General features: G+C 30.2%; 14 protein-coding genes. 11 read left to right on the plus strand and 3 right to left on the minus strand.

The genetic code is table 11. From position 1 onward, the window contains the following. Positions 1 to 45 precede the first annotated feature (45 nt). Positions 46 to 315, minus strand: coding sequence for a competence protein ComFB (locus DP68_RS11550; protein WP_035309657.1), 270 nt, complete (start codon positions 313 to 315; stop codon positions 46 to 48). Between the two features lie 418 nt (positions 316 to 733). Between DP68_RS11550 and thrC the strand changes: the two genes are divergently transcribed. The 3 genes from thrC (at position 734) to DP68_RS11565 (ending at position 4,116) form a co-directional block, all read left to right on the plus strand. After that, entirely contained in the window at positions 734 to 1,942 is a 1,209-nt protein-coding gene (gene thrC, locus DP68_RS11555) for a threonine synthase (protein WP_052085769.1), read from the plus strand. A 232-nt stretch (positions 1,943 to 2,174) separates the two neighbouring features. Continuing rightward, positions 2,175 to 2,825: a hypothetical protein gene (locus DP68_RS11560; RefSeq protein ID WP_052085770.1), complete on the plus strand. Its 651-nt coding sequence runs from the start codon at positions 2,175 to 2,177 to the stop codon at positions 2,823 to 2,825. Positions 2,826 to 2,943: 118 nt separating this feature from the next. Beyond that, entirely contained in the window at positions 2,944 to 4,116 is a 1,173-nt protein-coding gene (locus DP68_RS11565) for an MBL fold metallo-hydrolase (protein WP_291548803.1), read from the plus strand. A 106-nt stretch (positions 4,117 to 4,222) separates the two neighbouring features. Here the strand turns inward: DP68_RS11565 and DP68_RS11570 are convergent, their stop codons facing one another. Beyond that, positions 4,223 to 4,618, minus strand: a complete 396-nt coding sequence (locus DP68_RS11570; RefSeq protein WP_035309658.1) for a DUF2500 domain-containing protein — start codon at positions 4,616 to 4,618, stop codon at positions 4,223 to 4,225. 251 nt (positions 4,619 to 4,869) lie between these two features. Here DP68_RS11570 and DP68_RS11575 point away from each other — a divergent pair, with 251 nt between their 5' ends. From DP68_RS11575 to DP68_RS11605, 7 genes are all read left to right on the plus strand, one after another. Then, entirely contained in the window at positions 4,870 to 5,808 is a 939-nt protein-coding gene (locus DP68_RS11575) for a dipeptidase (protein ID WP_035309660.1), read from the plus strand. 12 nt (positions 5,809 to 5,820) lie between these two features. After that, the gene (locus DP68_RS11580; RefSeq protein ID WP_291548807.1) at positions 5,821 to 6,633 is read left to right on the plus strand and encodes a sugar phosphate isomerase/epimerase; all 813 of its coding nucleotides are present in this window, start codon (positions 5,821 to 5,823) and stop codon (positions 6,631 to 6,633) included. 198 nt (positions 6,634 to 6,831) lie between these two features. Continuing rightward, positions 6,832 to 7,065 carry a hypothetical protein gene (locus tag DP68_RS11585; RefSeq protein ID WP_035309662.1) on the plus strand — a complete coding sequence of 78 codons (234 nt, stop codon included), beginning with the start codon at positions 6,832 to 6,834 and terminating at the stop codon, positions 7,063 to 7,065. A 188-nt stretch (positions 7,066 to 7,253) separates the two neighbouring features. Continuing rightward, positions 7,254 to 8,177, plus strand: a complete 924-nt coding sequence (locus tag DP68_RS11590) for a DMT family transporter (protein ID WP_035309664.1) — start codon at positions 7,254 to 7,256, stop codon at positions 8,175 to 8,177. Between the two features lie 29 nt (positions 8,178 to 8,206). Next, positions 8,207 to 10,690 carry an MBL fold metallo-hydrolase gene (locus DP68_RS11595; RefSeq protein ID WP_035309666.1) on the plus strand — a complete coding sequence of 828 codons (2,484 nt, stop codon included), beginning with the start codon at positions 8,207 to 8,209 and terminating at the stop codon, positions 10,688 to 10,690. Positions 10,691 to 10,862: 172 nt separating this feature from the next. Then, positions 10,863 to 11,660 (plus strand): M50 family metallopeptidase, encoded by a 798-nt coding sequence (locus DP68_RS11600; protein WP_035309668.1) that lies wholly within the window; start codon positions 10,863 to 10,865, stop codon positions 11,658 to 11,660. Positions 11,661 to 11,852: 192 nt separating this feature from the next. Next, on the plus strand, positions 11,853 to 12,242 hold the full coding sequence (locus tag DP68_RS11605) for a hemerythrin family protein (RefSeq protein ID WP_035309670.1): 390 nt from the start codon (positions 11,853 to 11,855) through the stop codon (positions 12,240 to 12,242). 127 nt (positions 12,243 to 12,369) lie between these two features. On the opposite strand, the gene DP68_RS11610 is transcribed toward DP68_RS11605, so the two are convergent. Further along, positions 12,370 to 15,432, minus strand: a complete 3,063-nt coding sequence (locus DP68_RS11610; protein WP_035309685.1) for a vitamin B12-dependent ribonucleotide reductase — start codon at positions 15,430 to 15,432, stop codon at positions 12,370 to 12,372. Between the two features lie 404 nt (positions 15,433 to 15,836). Here DP68_RS11610 and DP68_RS11615 point away from each other — a divergent pair, with 404 nt between their 5' ends. Next, entirely contained in the window at positions 15,837 to 16,241 is a 405-nt protein-coding gene (locus tag DP68_RS11615) for an Rrf2 family transcriptional regulator (protein WP_035309671.1), read from the plus strand. Positions 16,242 to 16,358: the final 117 nt, after the last annotated feature.

Raw genomic sequence — 16,358 nt, forward strand, 5'->3', positions numbered from 1 at the left:
CTTTCTCTATTTTTTTATTGACAGATAGTTAACTTTTATTAGTTACTAATTTTGAAAATGTCTTGGATTTATAGATACAATTTCAATTGAGTTCATAAGTTCTTTTATTACATCAGTAGTAAATTGAGTTCTCAAATCATTTACCTTCGCATATACCAATCCTGTTTCAGTAGCTACATATAAAGGCTTTAAGTTATTTAAGGCTATAGCCTTTATATCCTCAACACATCGTGGACATGTACATATATCAGAATACTGGTCAAGAACATGAGGCAACAATTCATCAACTACAATCTCTATATAATTTTTAAGCATAATTAAATCCCCCCTTTAATATGCTTGCATCGTATTATTTCATTATTAATAATATTCATAAGTAGTTTTTATAAGTACTAAGAGACGATTTATTTATAAACAAGCCTTACTATAGCCCAAAATATAAGTACAAAAGATAATTTCATTTTTAATATTTCTCGTTGCATATTTAGGATGCCATATATTCAAGTTTACTTAAAACCTGAAACATTATTGAGATTAATAATATTATAAATGATAAACAGGTAATTATCTACGAATAATTTGTAAGAGTATAAAAATCGATAGTTTGAAAGAAGGATTTAGAAGAGACACATAGAATATTATTTAAGTAGCAGGAAAAATCAGAATATATAAACTTTTATCCGTTTAACCAAGGGATTTAGCATATATATTGTTTATTAAGGGAGGAATAAAAATGAGAGATATAAAAATGTACTGCACTAAATGTGGTAAGGAATATCCTATAAAAAATGTTCATCCAAGATGTGAAGAGTGTAATGAACCATTAGAAGTTGAACTTGTTAAAGAAGGAAAGATTAAAGAAGGAAATCCGCTAAGACAAACTATGCTTGAAAGATACAGCGACTTTTTTCCATTTGGCGAAGTAAATAATGATTTATCATTACATGAAGGATTTACTCCATTAATACCTTCTCCTAAGATAGCAAAAAAGGTAGGGGTCAAAGAGGTTTATTTTAAAACTGAAAGTCAAAATCCTACTTGGTCATTTAAAGATAGAGGAACTTTAGCTGGAATACAGCATGCATATAGTTTAGGATATAAAAAGGTAGGGGCAGTTTCTACAGGTAATATGGCGGTATCCGTTGCAGCTTACGGACAAAGAGCAGGGTTTGAAACATTTATACTTGTAGATAAAAATATCCCAGAAGAAAAATTAAACCCTGTGGCTATATATGGAGCTAACTTAATTAAGGTAGATGGAGACTATGGTAATTTATATTATGAAAGCTTAGAAATAGGTAAAAAGTATGGAATATACTTTATAAACTCTGATGTTACATATAGAGTTGAAGGCTCTAAGACTATAGCTTTTGAGATATGCGAACAGCTAAATTTTCAGGTTTCGGACTATGTTATAGTTCCAACTAGTGCTGGTGGAAATATAAGAGGAATACTTAAGGGCTTTGAAGAATTTAAACAATGCGGATTAATTGATAAAATACCTAAGATGATATGTGCACAGGCTTCTGGATGCTCTCCAATATTTAATGCTTTTAAGGATGATAAGGAAAATATCGAGAGAGTAATAGAACATGAAACTATAGCTCATGGCATAGAAAACCCATTCCCACCAAGTGGAAATGAGGTTTTAAGAAAGATAAGAGAAAATGGAGGCATATGTGTTGCTGTAACTGATGAAGAAATAGTTAAAGCGCAAAAGGAAATGGCTGAAGAAGGAATTTTCGGGCAGCCTGAATCTGCAGTTCCACTAGCTTCTATTAAAAAGTTAGTAGCAGAAGGATACTTAAAGGATACGGATACTGTTGCTTGTATAGTTACTGGTAGTGGCCTTAAATATACTGCAGCTTTCAAAAAACATGATCTTAAGACTTATGATTGTAAAATAGAAAATTTAAGTGACTTTATAGGAAAGTTTAAATAAACGTTGTATTTTCTATTATCCTAACTTGTAATTTAAGAATTTCTAAAATTTATAAGTGCTAAATACTAAGAATTTACAGAAATTAATGTCCCATTTAGGCAATTTGTAAATTCCAAAGTCTTTAGCACTTATTATATTTAGGAAGATTCAGGGATTTTTTATACTTCAAGTATGACATTAGGTAATTTTATACGTATAACAAGTATAGATCAAATTTAAAGGAGGAAAGTTTATGAAATTCAAAAGAGGATTTACGGGGATTTTATCTCTCGCCATCTTAGCAGCGTCTACATCTACAGCTTTTGCAGCTAGTAGGGATAATCTAAAACTAATTAACTATATTAAATTAATTGGTAAGGTTGTTCCAATAAGTAGTGAAGTAAAAGAAGAAAAACAATATAATTTTAAATCTTTTACTGGAACAGTTAAAACAGTAACAGATTTTCAAGGAGCTAAAAAGGATTTAAAATATGTGTTGGTAGAAGATGCAGAGGGAAGAGAAGCAAACATTATAGTATCTAAAGACACGTATATTGTAAATAATGAAAACATTGGTGTAGGATCTGTTATAACTGGATTCTATGATGCAGATAAGCCTATGATAATGATATATCCACCTCAATATAATGCTGAAGTTGTTGCTGTTTTTAATAAGGATCAAAATATTAAAGTTGATAGCTTTGATAAGAATTTAATTAGCTCTGACAAATATTTTAAGTTAAATATTTCTAATGATACAAAGATTATCACACAAGACGGAAAACCTTTTAAAGGAAAGCTTAAAAACAAAAAGCTTGTAGTAATTTATAGCATATCTACAAAAAGTATTCCTGCACAAGCAAATCCAATTCAAATAATTGTATTATCTAAAAAGTCAGCTTAATGCTGGCTTTTTAATTTTATTTATATTATTATAAAAATGGTTGTAATAAATTTACATAGTAGGGTATCCTAGATATAATTGAGAATATAACTTCATCATAAAAGGAGGCAGGATAAAGTTGAAAAAAACTGATACTAGTAGCAGCTCTAATAAAAATTACTACAAAAATAAGTTAATAAATAAGCTATTTAAAATAGTATCAGTAGCTACTATGATTATTATTTTTATAATGATTGGAGGATATATTTTTATGCATCAGCCTCAGTTTGGTAATAATCCTACAGGAGATCGACTAGAAAGAATGAAAAATTCACCTAATTATAAAAATGGAAAGTTTCAGTATGCTGTAGAAACTTCTGATTTAGGGGAAGATACTAGCATGTATGAAATGTTTAATGAATTTTTCTTTAATAAAAGTAAAAGAATTAGACCTGCTTCAGAAATTCCATCAGTAAAGAGTGATTTGAAAAACTTAAAATCAGATGAAAATATTATAGTTTGGCTAGGACATTCATCTTTCTTCTTACAAGTTGATGGAAAGAAAGTTTTAATTGACCCTGTCTTAAGTCAATATGCATCTCCTGTAAAGTTTTTCAATAAAAGTTATAAGGGCAGTAATGTATACACCGCCGATGATATACCTAATATAGATTATCTTTTTATTTCTCACGATCATTATGATCATTTGGACTATGAGACTGTTACAAAGCTTAAGCCTAAAATCAAAAAGGTTATCACAGCACTTGGAGTAGGGTCTCATTTTGAACATTGGGGCTATGATAATAATATTATAGTAGAGGAAGATTGGAGTGAGACTATAGTTTTAGATGAAAGGTTTGAGGTAACTTTAACTCCATCAAGGCATCGTTCTGGTAGAGGGGTGAAGTCAAATCAAACTTTATGGGGATCTTTTGTGTTTAAAACGCCAAGTATGAAAATTTTCTACAGTGGAGATACAGGTTATGGTCCGCATTTTAAGGATATAGGGAATACCTATGGACCTTTTGACCTTGCTATTATGGAATGCGGACAATACAGTAAATATTGGAGAAGTTCACATATGATGCCTGATGAGGTAGTTCAGGCTTCACTAGACTTAAAAGCAAAAAAGCTAATGCCTGGACACTGGGCAAAATTTGCTCTGTCCATGCATGATTGGGATGAACCTATAATTAAAGTTATAGAAGAAAGCAAGAGAAAAAACATGCCATTATTATATCCATTGATTGGCCAAAAACTAGACTTAAAAGAAGCTGTTACAATGGAAGCATGGTGGGAAAAAATAAAATAGATAAAGACAGGTAAATGAAAAATACAAAACATTACTATAAGATAAACAGCATATTTTATGACAATTAAGTATTTAAGAGAGATAGAAATTTGCCAAAGTAAAATTTCTATCTTTCTCTTTCAAAACCTTTATATCTAGTACCTTGAAAGGTAAGCTTACCAGTATCTCCTTCAACTAGCATTCCAAATTCATCTGAATTAATTCTGAACTCCATTCTATCTCCGCTTTCTACTTCAAAAGTAATATAATAAGTGGTTGAGTGGCTCGTATGATGTATATTATCATTAACCTGGTGATTATGACTAGATACACTTGTTCTTTTAGCTACGACCTTTGACCAAACGGTAAGCACAGGTTGTGCGTTATTATATCTAGTTGTTTTGATTGAGCTAACTATAGTAAATATAAAGCCACCAATAACTAGACAAAAAACAATAATCATAAAAATAGGAGCAAAATAGCCAAATAAGAAACTGTCAAAAGTATTGTTAAACGGACTCATATATATCCCTCCTTTATTTTCAATATATTCTACATACTTAATATAATTCCTATGTAAAATTAAAAATATGGGGAGAATAACGTAGATTATACTCTGTGAAAATTTATATATTCTTTTAACTATTATGCGCATAGAAAGTTTATGAAAATATAAAAACTTTATATAGGTTATAAAAAATTATTTTTAGAATTTCATGTATATGTTTTAATACCATAAGTTATATAATAAGATAAAGTAAGGAGGCGATAGTAATGAATTTTATAGATATGCATTGCGATACTATATATAAACTTATGGATGATTCAAAATTTGGCTTATACAAAAATAAGTTTTCTGTTGATATACAAAAAATGAAGAAGGGAAATTATAAGGCACAATTCTTTGCATTGTTTATAGATGCAGGAGAAACTCCTAATAGACTAAATAGGGCACTGGATATGGCTAATAGATTTCATATAGAAATAGAAAGAAGTAAAGAATATATCTCCTTGGCTACAAACTACCAAGATCTTAAATATAATGAAGAGCACAATAAAATTTCAGCGTTTTTAACTATTGAGGAGGGAGGTGTACTAGAAGGTAACATTGATAACTTAAAAAGATTTTATGATTTAGGAGTAAGATTGATAACACTTACATGGAATTTTAAAAATGAAATAGGATATCCAGCTTATGATAGGATAAATAGTCATAAAGGATTAACTTCCTTTGGCATAGAAGTCGTAGAAGAAATGAATAACCTTGGAGTGATAATAGATGTATCCCATCTTTCAGATGGAGGATTTTATGATGTATTGAAGCACTCGAAATATCCATTTATAGCATCTCATTCCAATGCTAGGGCAGTACAAAAGCATCAAAGGAATTTAACAGATGAGATGATAAAAGTTCTATCAAACAAAGGTGGAATTACAGGAATAAACTTTTGTACAGAATTTCTTACTGAAGACAGTGTAAGTAAGATAGAAGACATGATTAAGCATATAAAGCATATTAAAAATATTGGTGGAGTAGATGTTATAGCATTGGGAACAGATTTCGATGGTATACATTCTAAAGTTGAAATAGAAGATGCATCTCAAATGCAGAAGCTCATTTATGCTCTTGAAAAGGAAAAATTTTCCGAAGATGAAATAGAAAAAATATGCTATAAAAACATAGAAAGAGTTATAAAAGATATACTAAAGTAAAGGATGATTAGAATGAAAGAATTGAAAGTGGGCATTTTTTCATGGTTTGGATATATAATGCCTTTTGAAGAAAGAATAAAAATTATAAAGGAATCAGGATTTGATGCTGTATCAATTTGGTGGGAAGATGAGTTTCAAGATACGCAGAATAGTATAGTTCTTAAAAAGGATAATATTCCTGAAATTATTTCAAAGTACGGACTTATTTTAGAAAATATTCATGCCCCTTTTACAAACACCAGTGATTTTTGGAAGGGTGATTTAGCTACAAGAAAAACTCTTGTAAATCAGCATATAGGATGGATTAAGGAGTGCAGCAAATTTAATATCCCTATAATGGTTATGCATGTATCGGAATTATTTAAAGTAGAAGAGCCAAACCATTTAGGAATAGAGTGCTTTTTAGAAATAGTAAGGGCAGCAGAGGTTTTAGGTGTAAAGGTGGCCATAGAAAATACTGATTACAATATATTTGTGGACTATATACTTTCCAATATAGACTCTCCTAATTTAGGATTTTGTTTTGATACCTCTCATAATGTGATTTCAAAAGGAGAAAAAATAAACTTACTTGAAAAACATGGACATAGATTATTTGCAACGCATATATCTGATAATGATGGATTAAAGGATAGGCACTGGATACCTTATAACGGGAACATAGACTGGGCTACATTAAAAAAAGATTTTCCAATAGACACATATAAGGGAATTTTAGGTATGGAGCTTTATACAAGAGAAGATGAGAAGAAAATAACCCCAAAGGAATTTGCAGAAAAAGCATACTTTAATATTGATAAATTGAAAAGGTACTTACAATTATAGAAAAAATGTCGCAGTTTACTTTTTAAATGTCGGAATATAATTTTTCTTGACAAACGAACATGTGTTCTGTATAATAAATAATGTTAATACAGGAATATTATATAAGCTTTACTCATATATTTGTTATATAGAAAAACATCTTAAAGGAATAAGAGGTGTTGATTTATAACAAAAGCAAGAATAAATGGGGGTATACGTATGAATAATAAATTGTTTGTCAAGATATATTATAATGTTAATGGTAAAGGAATTTCCGAAGGAGATGCTGCGAAGTATTTGATTGGGGGAGGATTTTATAATAAGGAAGGCGGACATTTTACATTTAAGGCCAGAAGTTTAGATGAGGCAAAGCTTATAGCAAATAATCTTTCTTATAAAAATAAGCTTAATAATTTGAATTTATTTTTATTACCAGATTCAATTGTAAGCTAATATACAAGTAAAAAATGAAAATTTATATATAAAAAAAGATATCCTTATAATAAATATTAATTATATAAAAGTCAGCTAGTGTTTAGCTGGCTTTTTTAATTTATAAGGACTATTATAATTATAATATTATATAAGATATGTAAAAATTATTATATAATAGTAATAGCATTGAAATAGGGGGAGTTTTCATGGATGACATAGTGGGAATTTTAAATATAAAGATTAAAGTTTCTTCTAAAGAAAAATTAGCATATATATTGGTTATTTTAACTTCGCTACTCTGGGGTTCATCGGCAACAGTTGGGAAAATCGTGTTAAAAAACTTAAGTAACTTTCAAATACTATTTTATATTTCATTTATAGCTTTCGTTAGCCTTTTTATTATTTCATGGAAAAAGGGAAGTCTAAATCAGGTTAAAAGTTATACTAAAAGAGATTACTTTAATTTTGCCTATATGGGTTTTATAGGGGTGTTTTTATACGATATATTTTTTTATGGAGCGCTTATGCATGCCCCAGCGCAAGAGGTTTTTATAGTGAATTATACATGGCCTGTATGGGTGGGGATATTTTCTTGTATTTTAATTAAGGAGAAGTTTAGTATTAAAAAAGCAATTGCTATAGGCATGGGGTTTGTAGGAATATATCTTGTAGTAAGTAAAGGAAAGATGAATGTGGCTGTGGAAATTGGAAATATGAAAGGATATGCAATGGCCTTAATGGGAGCTGTATGTTATGGAATATTTTCAGTACTTGGCAAAAAACATAATTATGATAAATTTTTATCTATGATGTTTTACTATGCATTTACTTTTATATACATATCCATTTATTTATGTATATTTTATTATATACCAGCAATAAATTTTAAAGAGTTTTTAGGATTAATATGGCTTGGAGCTTTTTCAGGAGGAATTGCATCGGTATTGTGGTCCTTGGCTTTAAAGCATGGAGATACGTTTAAAATGTCAAATATGATTTTTCTGACTCCGTTTATATCACTAATATATACTCATTTTATATTAGGCGATAGAATATATGTATCTTCTTTTATAGGATTATTATTTATAATAATTGGGATATTAATTGAAAAACTAGTGAATACGGCATAATTATTATTTAATATTATCGGAGGTTTTTTATGGAGCTTAGTTTTTTAGGGGGAGCCTATGAAGTTGGGGCAAGTTCTATCCTAATCAATATAAACGGTAAAAAAATTTTGCTTGATTCAGGAATAAGACAGGGAGTAGCAAAAGATCCACTACCTGATTTTAGGACTATTCAAGAAAAGGGTGGAATAGATGCTATAATAATAAGCCATGCCCACATGGATCATACAGGGTCCCTCCCTATCATAAGTAAGGAATATCCAAGTGCTAAAATTTATATGAATAACATGACCAAAGATTTAGTAAGGGTGTTGCTTTATGACAGTTTAAAGATTATGAATAATCGTGAAGCAGAAATTCCTTTATATGCTGAACTAGATGTGAAAAATATGCTAGATAGAGTATTTACTATAAATTATCAAGTTGAATTTCCAATGTTTGATGATTTAACAGTTACATTTTATAATGCTGGTCATATTGCAGGAGCTTCTTTAGTATACGTTAAGTCAGAAGAAGGAGCATTATTTTACTCTGGGGACTTTTCAATGTTTCCTCAAAGAACTGTAGAAGGAGCAAAGGTTCCAAAACTGAGGCCAGATGCTGCTATATTTGAGTCAACCTATGGAGATAAGCTTCATTCAAATAGAGAATTAGAAGAAGAAAGGCTTATAAAGGTAGTTAATGAATGTGCTGTGAATAAAGGTAAAATGCTTATACCAGCCTTTGCATTAGGAAGAGCTCAAGAAATAATACTCATACTTAAAAAGGCAATAAATAAGGGACAGTTAAAAAAGATAAACATATATGTGGATGGAATGATAAGAAATATAAACAGTACATATATGCTCAATCCATTATATCTTAAAAATTCTTTAGGGAAAAAGATATTAAGAGGTATAGAGCCTTTTTATGATGATTACATAAAGCCTATTCAAAACCCTGATGAAAGAGAAGAAATACTTAAAAAAGATGAAACAATTGTTATAATTTCAAGTTCAGGAATGTTAACGGGAGGGCCTAGCTTAGCCTATGCGGAAAAAATAGTTTCTATGGAAAATGGATACATAGTACTCACTGGATACCAAGATGAAGAAAGTCCAGGTAGAAAACTTTTAAGTCTTCTAGAAGCTATGCCGGGTGATAGAGTTCTTGAAATAAATAATAAAAGTATACCTGTAAAATGTTTTATAGAAAAGGTTGGGCTTTCAGCTCATGGAGATAAGAGTGAAATAAAGGCACTTATCAATATGCTAGCGCCTAAAAATGTGTTTTTAGTTCATGGTAATGGAGAGATTATAGAGAATTTGGGACGTGAGCTTATAACAGAAATAAGGGCAAATGTATTCATTCCCAAACCTGGAGACAACTATAGCATTAATATAAAAAGTCCAAGAAAGCAGTGGAAAAAACAATTTCAGAAGGTTTTAAACATAGAAGTGGGATTATGTGAAGAAAATATAAAGGATTTGTGGAAATTTATAAGAGAAAATTATGGAGAAAAGTTATTTACTATAGAAGAGCTTATGTACTTATGGAGTGGAAGTAATAAGCATACTATAAGTTCACTAGAAAAGCTTCAAGAGGCTATTTTAAAATCTCTATATTTTGATACAGATAGCAAAAGATTGTTTTTATTTAAGGCAAAATCAGAAGAGGATGTTAAAGACGCCCTAACTCCAAAAGAATTAAAGCCAAATGAACTTTCACAGCTGGTAGAAAAGTATTTTAAGGAATATGCCTATAAAAAATCTGGATTTATATATGCGGAAAAGAAGGTGATACTTAGCTTTGATTTTCCCAGGATTGTACCAAATTCCATATATGAATCTATGAAAGGTTTTGAAGCAGAGACAGGCTGGAGAGTAGAAATAAGCAATGCTTTAAATATAAATAAAGCGGAGCAAGTGGTAAGGGAAGTTTTAAAGAATGCAGATGTAAAAAAGATATCTTTTAGAGGAAATGATACTGTGGTAATTCTAAATTCTAATTATAATATTACGGATGAGAGGGAGAAGTTTGAAGAAATCACAGGATGTAATTTAGAAGTTTTAACCAAAGGCATTGAAAATACAAAGGAAGCTTTAAATGAAAACTTACAAAAAAGCAGCGCAAGTTTTAAAATGGAACAAAATCAAGCGCTAAGCTATATAGATGAGGCATTTAGAGGAGAAGAATTTAAACCCTATAAAAAGGGAATTAAAAGTAATAACTTATATAAGTACATTGAACTTTCTTTTATAACTCCAATTATTGGCGAAAGATATAAAGATAAGATAAAAGAAATAGCTAATAACACGGGATGGAACATGTCTATATCAAATTCATCAAATATGAATGAAATAATAAATATAGCTTCTTTATATTGCAGAGAAGAGGAGATAGTCTTAAGAAAAAATCCTTCCTTTAATCAGGTAGAGCTTACAGTAACTTTAAAAGTGGAAAGTGGAAGTGAAGAAGCTTTAAAAAGGATAAAAGAATGTATTGAAAGAAAAACAGGATGCAGAGTTGTAGTTTAGAAATTTTATTTGATAATATTGAAATTCTCATATTTTATTACAAGATTTCCATAAAAAAATTGGTGTTTTGTTGGAACAACAAGAAAATAAAAGAACTCAAGAAGTACTATTAAAAACAGTCCAAGAATTAAAAAATAAGAGGTAATATATATTACGAAGGGAAAAATGTACAATGACATTTATAATTGAATTGCTAATTAGAACTTGTATAGAAACAGTATATCTTACAGGAATGGTTATTTTAGTTGGATTACTTCTGGGAGTATTAAGAAATAATTCTATAAAAAATTTTCAGAGAAGTTTTGGAACTAAAGCAGTAATGATAACAGGGGTTATTGGTGTTCCAATACATGAATTGAGTCACGCCATATTTGCTCTATTATTTGGACATAAGATTACTCGTATAAAATTACTTCAAAAACCAGATGAAAAGGGGGTAATGGGTTATGTACAACACAGCTATAACCAAGGTAGTATTTATCAGCAGGTAGGAAATTTTTTTATAGGTATAGCACCTATATTTGGAGGAGCTTTTTCTATAATAGCTTTAATAAGTTTTATAATACCACAGGCCTATAACAGTTTCATTAATATATTAGTTAAAGGCCTACATGTTACAGTATTAAATAAAAGTGCAATTGAAGAAATAATTAACTCTTATTCAGAGCTAGTAAAAGTTATTTTCTCCTTTAAGAACTTTGAAAATCCATACTTTTATGTATTTTTATTTATAGCTATATGTATATCGTCCCATATATCTTTAAGTTATGCGGACATAAAGGGAGCTTCCAGAGGATTAGGGGGTATATTTCTAATATTACTTGTACTGAATGCTTTAAATTTATCAAAACATATATTAGCTATTGATTTAATAAAGTATAATATTTTGATAACAGGGGTTCTAATTGTAGCTTTGATACTTTCTGCAGTAACATTTTTAATAAGTCTAATTTCCATTAGTATAAGTTAGGAATAAGGATAGGCATTTATCTAATTCTAAGGCCCTAACAGCAGATCAATTAAATGGTGCAGCAAATATAATTGAGGCAATAATCCTTTTGATGTAAAAGCAATGATTATTAACTAATAACAATTATAGACTGGTTTGGAAATTAGATGTATAATGAATATAATATATTATAGTGAAAGAAGGTAATTTTTGATGTACGAATTTAAAGAAGAATATAAGACTGGTATAGATTTCATAGATGAACAACATAAAGTTCTCTTTGAAATAGCTGAAAAAACCTATAATTTACTAAAAAATGAGTTTACACTTGATAAGTATGATAAAATAGTGTCCTTAATAAAGGAACTTCAAGACTATACTATTTTTCATTTTACAGCTGAAGAAGAATACATGAAAAGTATTAATTATAAAAGAATGTTCACTCAAAAGGTTGAGCATGATGCATTTATAAAAAGAATTAATGATGTAAATTTTTCAAAGATTGATGAAGATCAAGATGAATATATAATTAGCATATTACAACTTTTAAATGACTGGTTAACAGGACATATCTTTTCAAATGACAAGCTTATAGGAAAATAATTTAGAAAAAGTGCGACATTTTTAATGCTAAATGAGGGAATTTCGTTTTGACGAAATTCCCTCATTTATTTCCTATAAGTTTTTGTAATCCCACAGGCTTATGACCTAAAATGTTTTAGAAATTCAGTTAGCTGCATCCAGTAGTAGAGCCGCAGTCTAAACAAACCATGCAGGTTCCATTTCTAACCATTCTAGTGCTAGAACAATGAGGACAAGTAGAACCGTAAACTCTTTCTCCATCTACCTTTTCACCACCAAAAGTTGTAAAGCTTGCTTCCAATGTTGATGATGAAGAAGCTATGTCTGTTATTTCAGGGCAATCGGTAGTTTTTTGATCTTCAATAATATCCTCAGTTGAAATTATATTTGTCTTATTCGTGTTTGAGTCGTAGCTTTCAGGTCTTACCTGACACCTTGAATAATCATCAAGTTCTATATCTATAATCTTACTTATAAGATCAGATATAGAGGATACATATTTAATATAAGGATGCTTTTGAACAAAGCCATATGGTTCGTATTTTTGGCCTCTAAGCATTCTTGCAATGTCCTGAGGTGGTACATGGTATTGAAGCATTACTGAGATTGACTTAGAAAGTGAATTTAAAAGTCCAGTAATTATAGTTCCTTCTCTATCTGTAGTTATATATATTTCAGATATTTCTCCATTTTCACGTCTATTAACTGTAGTATATATCTTAACGTCATTTATTTGAGCAGGGTGAGTAGTGCCGCGTCTAATACCTGCTGCTTTGTCACGTCTTGGTCCTTTAACACCTTTTTGAAGTTCCCTTGCTTTTTCAAGTAATGCATTATAGGTTAAAGATTCAAGTTTTACTTCTGTATCAGAATTTAAACTTGTATTTAAAGGCTGACTTGCCTTAGAGCCATCTCTATAAAGAGTAATACCCTTAATTCCAAGTTTCCAAGAAGTTAAAACAACTTGTTTAAAATCTTCCACTGTAGCAGTTTTTGGAAGATTAACTGTTTTGGAGATAGCTCCAGATATAAGTGGGGTAAGCGCAGCAACCATTTTCACATGACCCATAGGATTTATATATCTTTCACCACTACCACAGCGATTTGCAGTATCAAATATGGCTAAGTGTTCATCTTTTAAATGAGGAGCACCTTCGATTTTGCCATCTATTACTTTATCATGTTCTTTTCTAAGTATATAATCCATTATATCTCCAATTTGAACTTCATTATAGCCTAAGTTCTTAAGTGAAGTTTTTATAACAGGATTTATAACTGTCATCATTCCGCCACCAACAAGCTTTTTATAAACAATATGGCTAAAGAAGGGTTCAATTGAAGTCGCTCCAGAATCCATGGCAAAAGAAATAGTTCCTGTAGGTGCAATTACAGATACCTGTGCGTTTCTATAACCATACTGTTCACCATTTTTAAGGGCATTAGTCCAACACTCCTTAAGTAGTAAACTTACATTTTCCAAACATTCCTTTGAAAGTATATCATGATTGATTTTAATAGGGTTATATTTTAAATCCTCATAATCTAAATCAATATCTGTACCATCAGTATTAATAGCGCCAGCAACCCTTGAGTGATTTCTTATAACCTTAAGCATATATGATTTATTTATGTCATATTTATCAAAGGTTCCAATTTCCTTAGCCATTAAAGATGATACAAAATAGGAATGGCCTGTAAGTATTCCTGTTAGGGAAGCGGCAAGTGTTCTTCCTTCTTCAGAATCATATGGGTATCCCATCACCATAAGAAGTGATGCAAGATTGCTTACTCCAAGCCCTGTGGTTCTAAATATATATGTTTTTCTTGCTATGTCTTCTGTAGGGAACTGCCCCCAGTGTATTGAAGCTTCAAGTATAAGTTGAGTAAGTCCTATAATATGAACATATCCTTCTAAATCTATATTTTTCTTTTGGTCATCATAAAATTTATAAAGATTTATTGATGCCAAATTACAAGATGTATCATCTAAAAAAGCATATTCCCCGCAAGGATTAGTTGAATTTATTTTATTATAGTGGGCGCCATAAACTCCATCTTCTCCAGCAGGACAAGTATGCCAAGCGTTAAAGGTATCTAAAAACTGAGGAGCAGGGTCTGCACAAGCCCATGCGGAGTTATTAAATGCATCCCATAGAGCTTTAACTTTAACATTTTTATCTAGCTTTCTATCAACTCGTCCCTTAAGATCGATAATTGCTTCAGGATCTTTATGTAAGTTTTCTACTTTGCTCATAAATTCATTAGAAAATCTCACAGAGTTATTGCTATTTTGTCCTGAGACAGTTTCGTAAGCCTCGCCGTCCATATCCATATCATAACCCATTTTTCCTAGAGCTTTAACCTTTTCTTCTTCATGGGCTTTCCAAGTTATAAAATCCATTATTTCAGGATGATCTATATCAAGACATACCATTTTAGCAGCACGTCTTGTTGTACCACCAGATTTTATGGCACCAGCATTACGATCAAGACCTTTTAAAAAGCTCATAAGACCTGAAGATACTCCGCCACCAGAAAGATGTTCACCTCTAGCTCTAATGCTTGAAAAATTGCTGCCTGTACCAGAACCACCCTTAAATAGTTTAGTTTCTGTTACATATTGTTCTGAAATAGAATGAGGTCCTAAAAGTTTATCCTCTACAGAAAGTATAAAACAAGCTGAAGCTTGAGTTCTCGTGTAATTATCTTCACTTTCAACTATTTTCCCAAGGGTTTCATCATAATAATAAGTACCTTGTTTACTACCTTTTATATTATAGGAATGAGAAAGCCCTGTATTGAACCATTGAGGAGAATTTGGAGCATACATCTGATTAAGTAAACCATATACCATTTCATCATAAAATATAGATTTTTCCTCTTCAGTTTTTAAAAGGCCTTCGTTTATTAAAGCTCCTGTCCAAAAATTCACCATTCTATGAGCTACCATTTTCATACTGTTTTCATAACCACACTCGTTTGGAACTCCAGCTTTTCTAAAATACTTAGAAGCAATAATATCACAGGCATTTTGAGAATAATGTTCAGGAAATTCTAAATCTTTCATATCCACTAGTACTTTTGAAGTTTTATGATCTTTTAAAAATACATCTACTTTTTTCCAATTAAATAAATCATAAACAGTTAAGTTTTCACTACTTTCTAGAGCTTTTGTATAATATCTTTTTACTATGTGTTTTAAAGAATTAATTTCTTTTAAAAACGGCATATAAATTCCCCCTTTTAATTAAGACTGTTTTAGTATACAATAGGATTAACAAGCAAAATTGCTTGTAATTATCTTGCAAATATAATGTGCAAACAATATATATTGTAGTACATTATAATCATATACACAACATCTAGTTTTAATACAAATTTTTAGTTTAATACTAGTAATATAGGAAAAACAATCAAAATCATCAATTTATATACAAATTCAAATTTGCATATAATAATAATTGCATAGTAAATAATAATAAATGAACAATAGATAATAACTGATGTTCATTATTATTTACTAATTACATTGATAATATATTGACAATTAAAATAATAGATAATAATATAAAATCAACTAAATAAGTATGAAATTTAAAGTAAGGGTGGATATATATGAATATTACTCAGGAAGCAGATTATGCAGTAAGAGCATTACTGATTTTATCAGAAGAAGGAGACGAGGCTAAACTTGACGCTAAAACAATAGCAGAAAGAGGATGCATTCCATTAAGATTCTTATTAAAACTTTTAAGAAAGCTTATACATGCAGAATTGGTTAAATCCTATAGGGGGGTAAATGGAGGATATGCGCTTGCTAAAAGAAGTAAGGATATAAATCTAAGAGATATTATAGAAGCTGTGGAAGGCCCCATAGCTATAAATAGATGTCTAATAAAAGATGGAGTGTGTAATGCAAATAGACGTTCATTTTGTACAATTCATAAAGGTCTCGAAAAGGTACAAAAGATTCTTTCTAGTGAATTAGAAAAGATTACTTTAGAGGAGTTAAAAAAGTAATTGACATACATTTTATAGATATTTCAGCATGGCATTTTCACATAGCAAATATTACGCCTGTATTTGCTATGAATGCAGGAATTGAAACATTACCTTACCTATAAATAAAATGGACTT

Source organism: Clostridium sp. HMP27, assembly GCF_000765165.1.
Classification (GTDB): Bacteria; Bacillota; Clostridia; order Clostridiales; family Clostridiaceae; genus Clostridium_AK.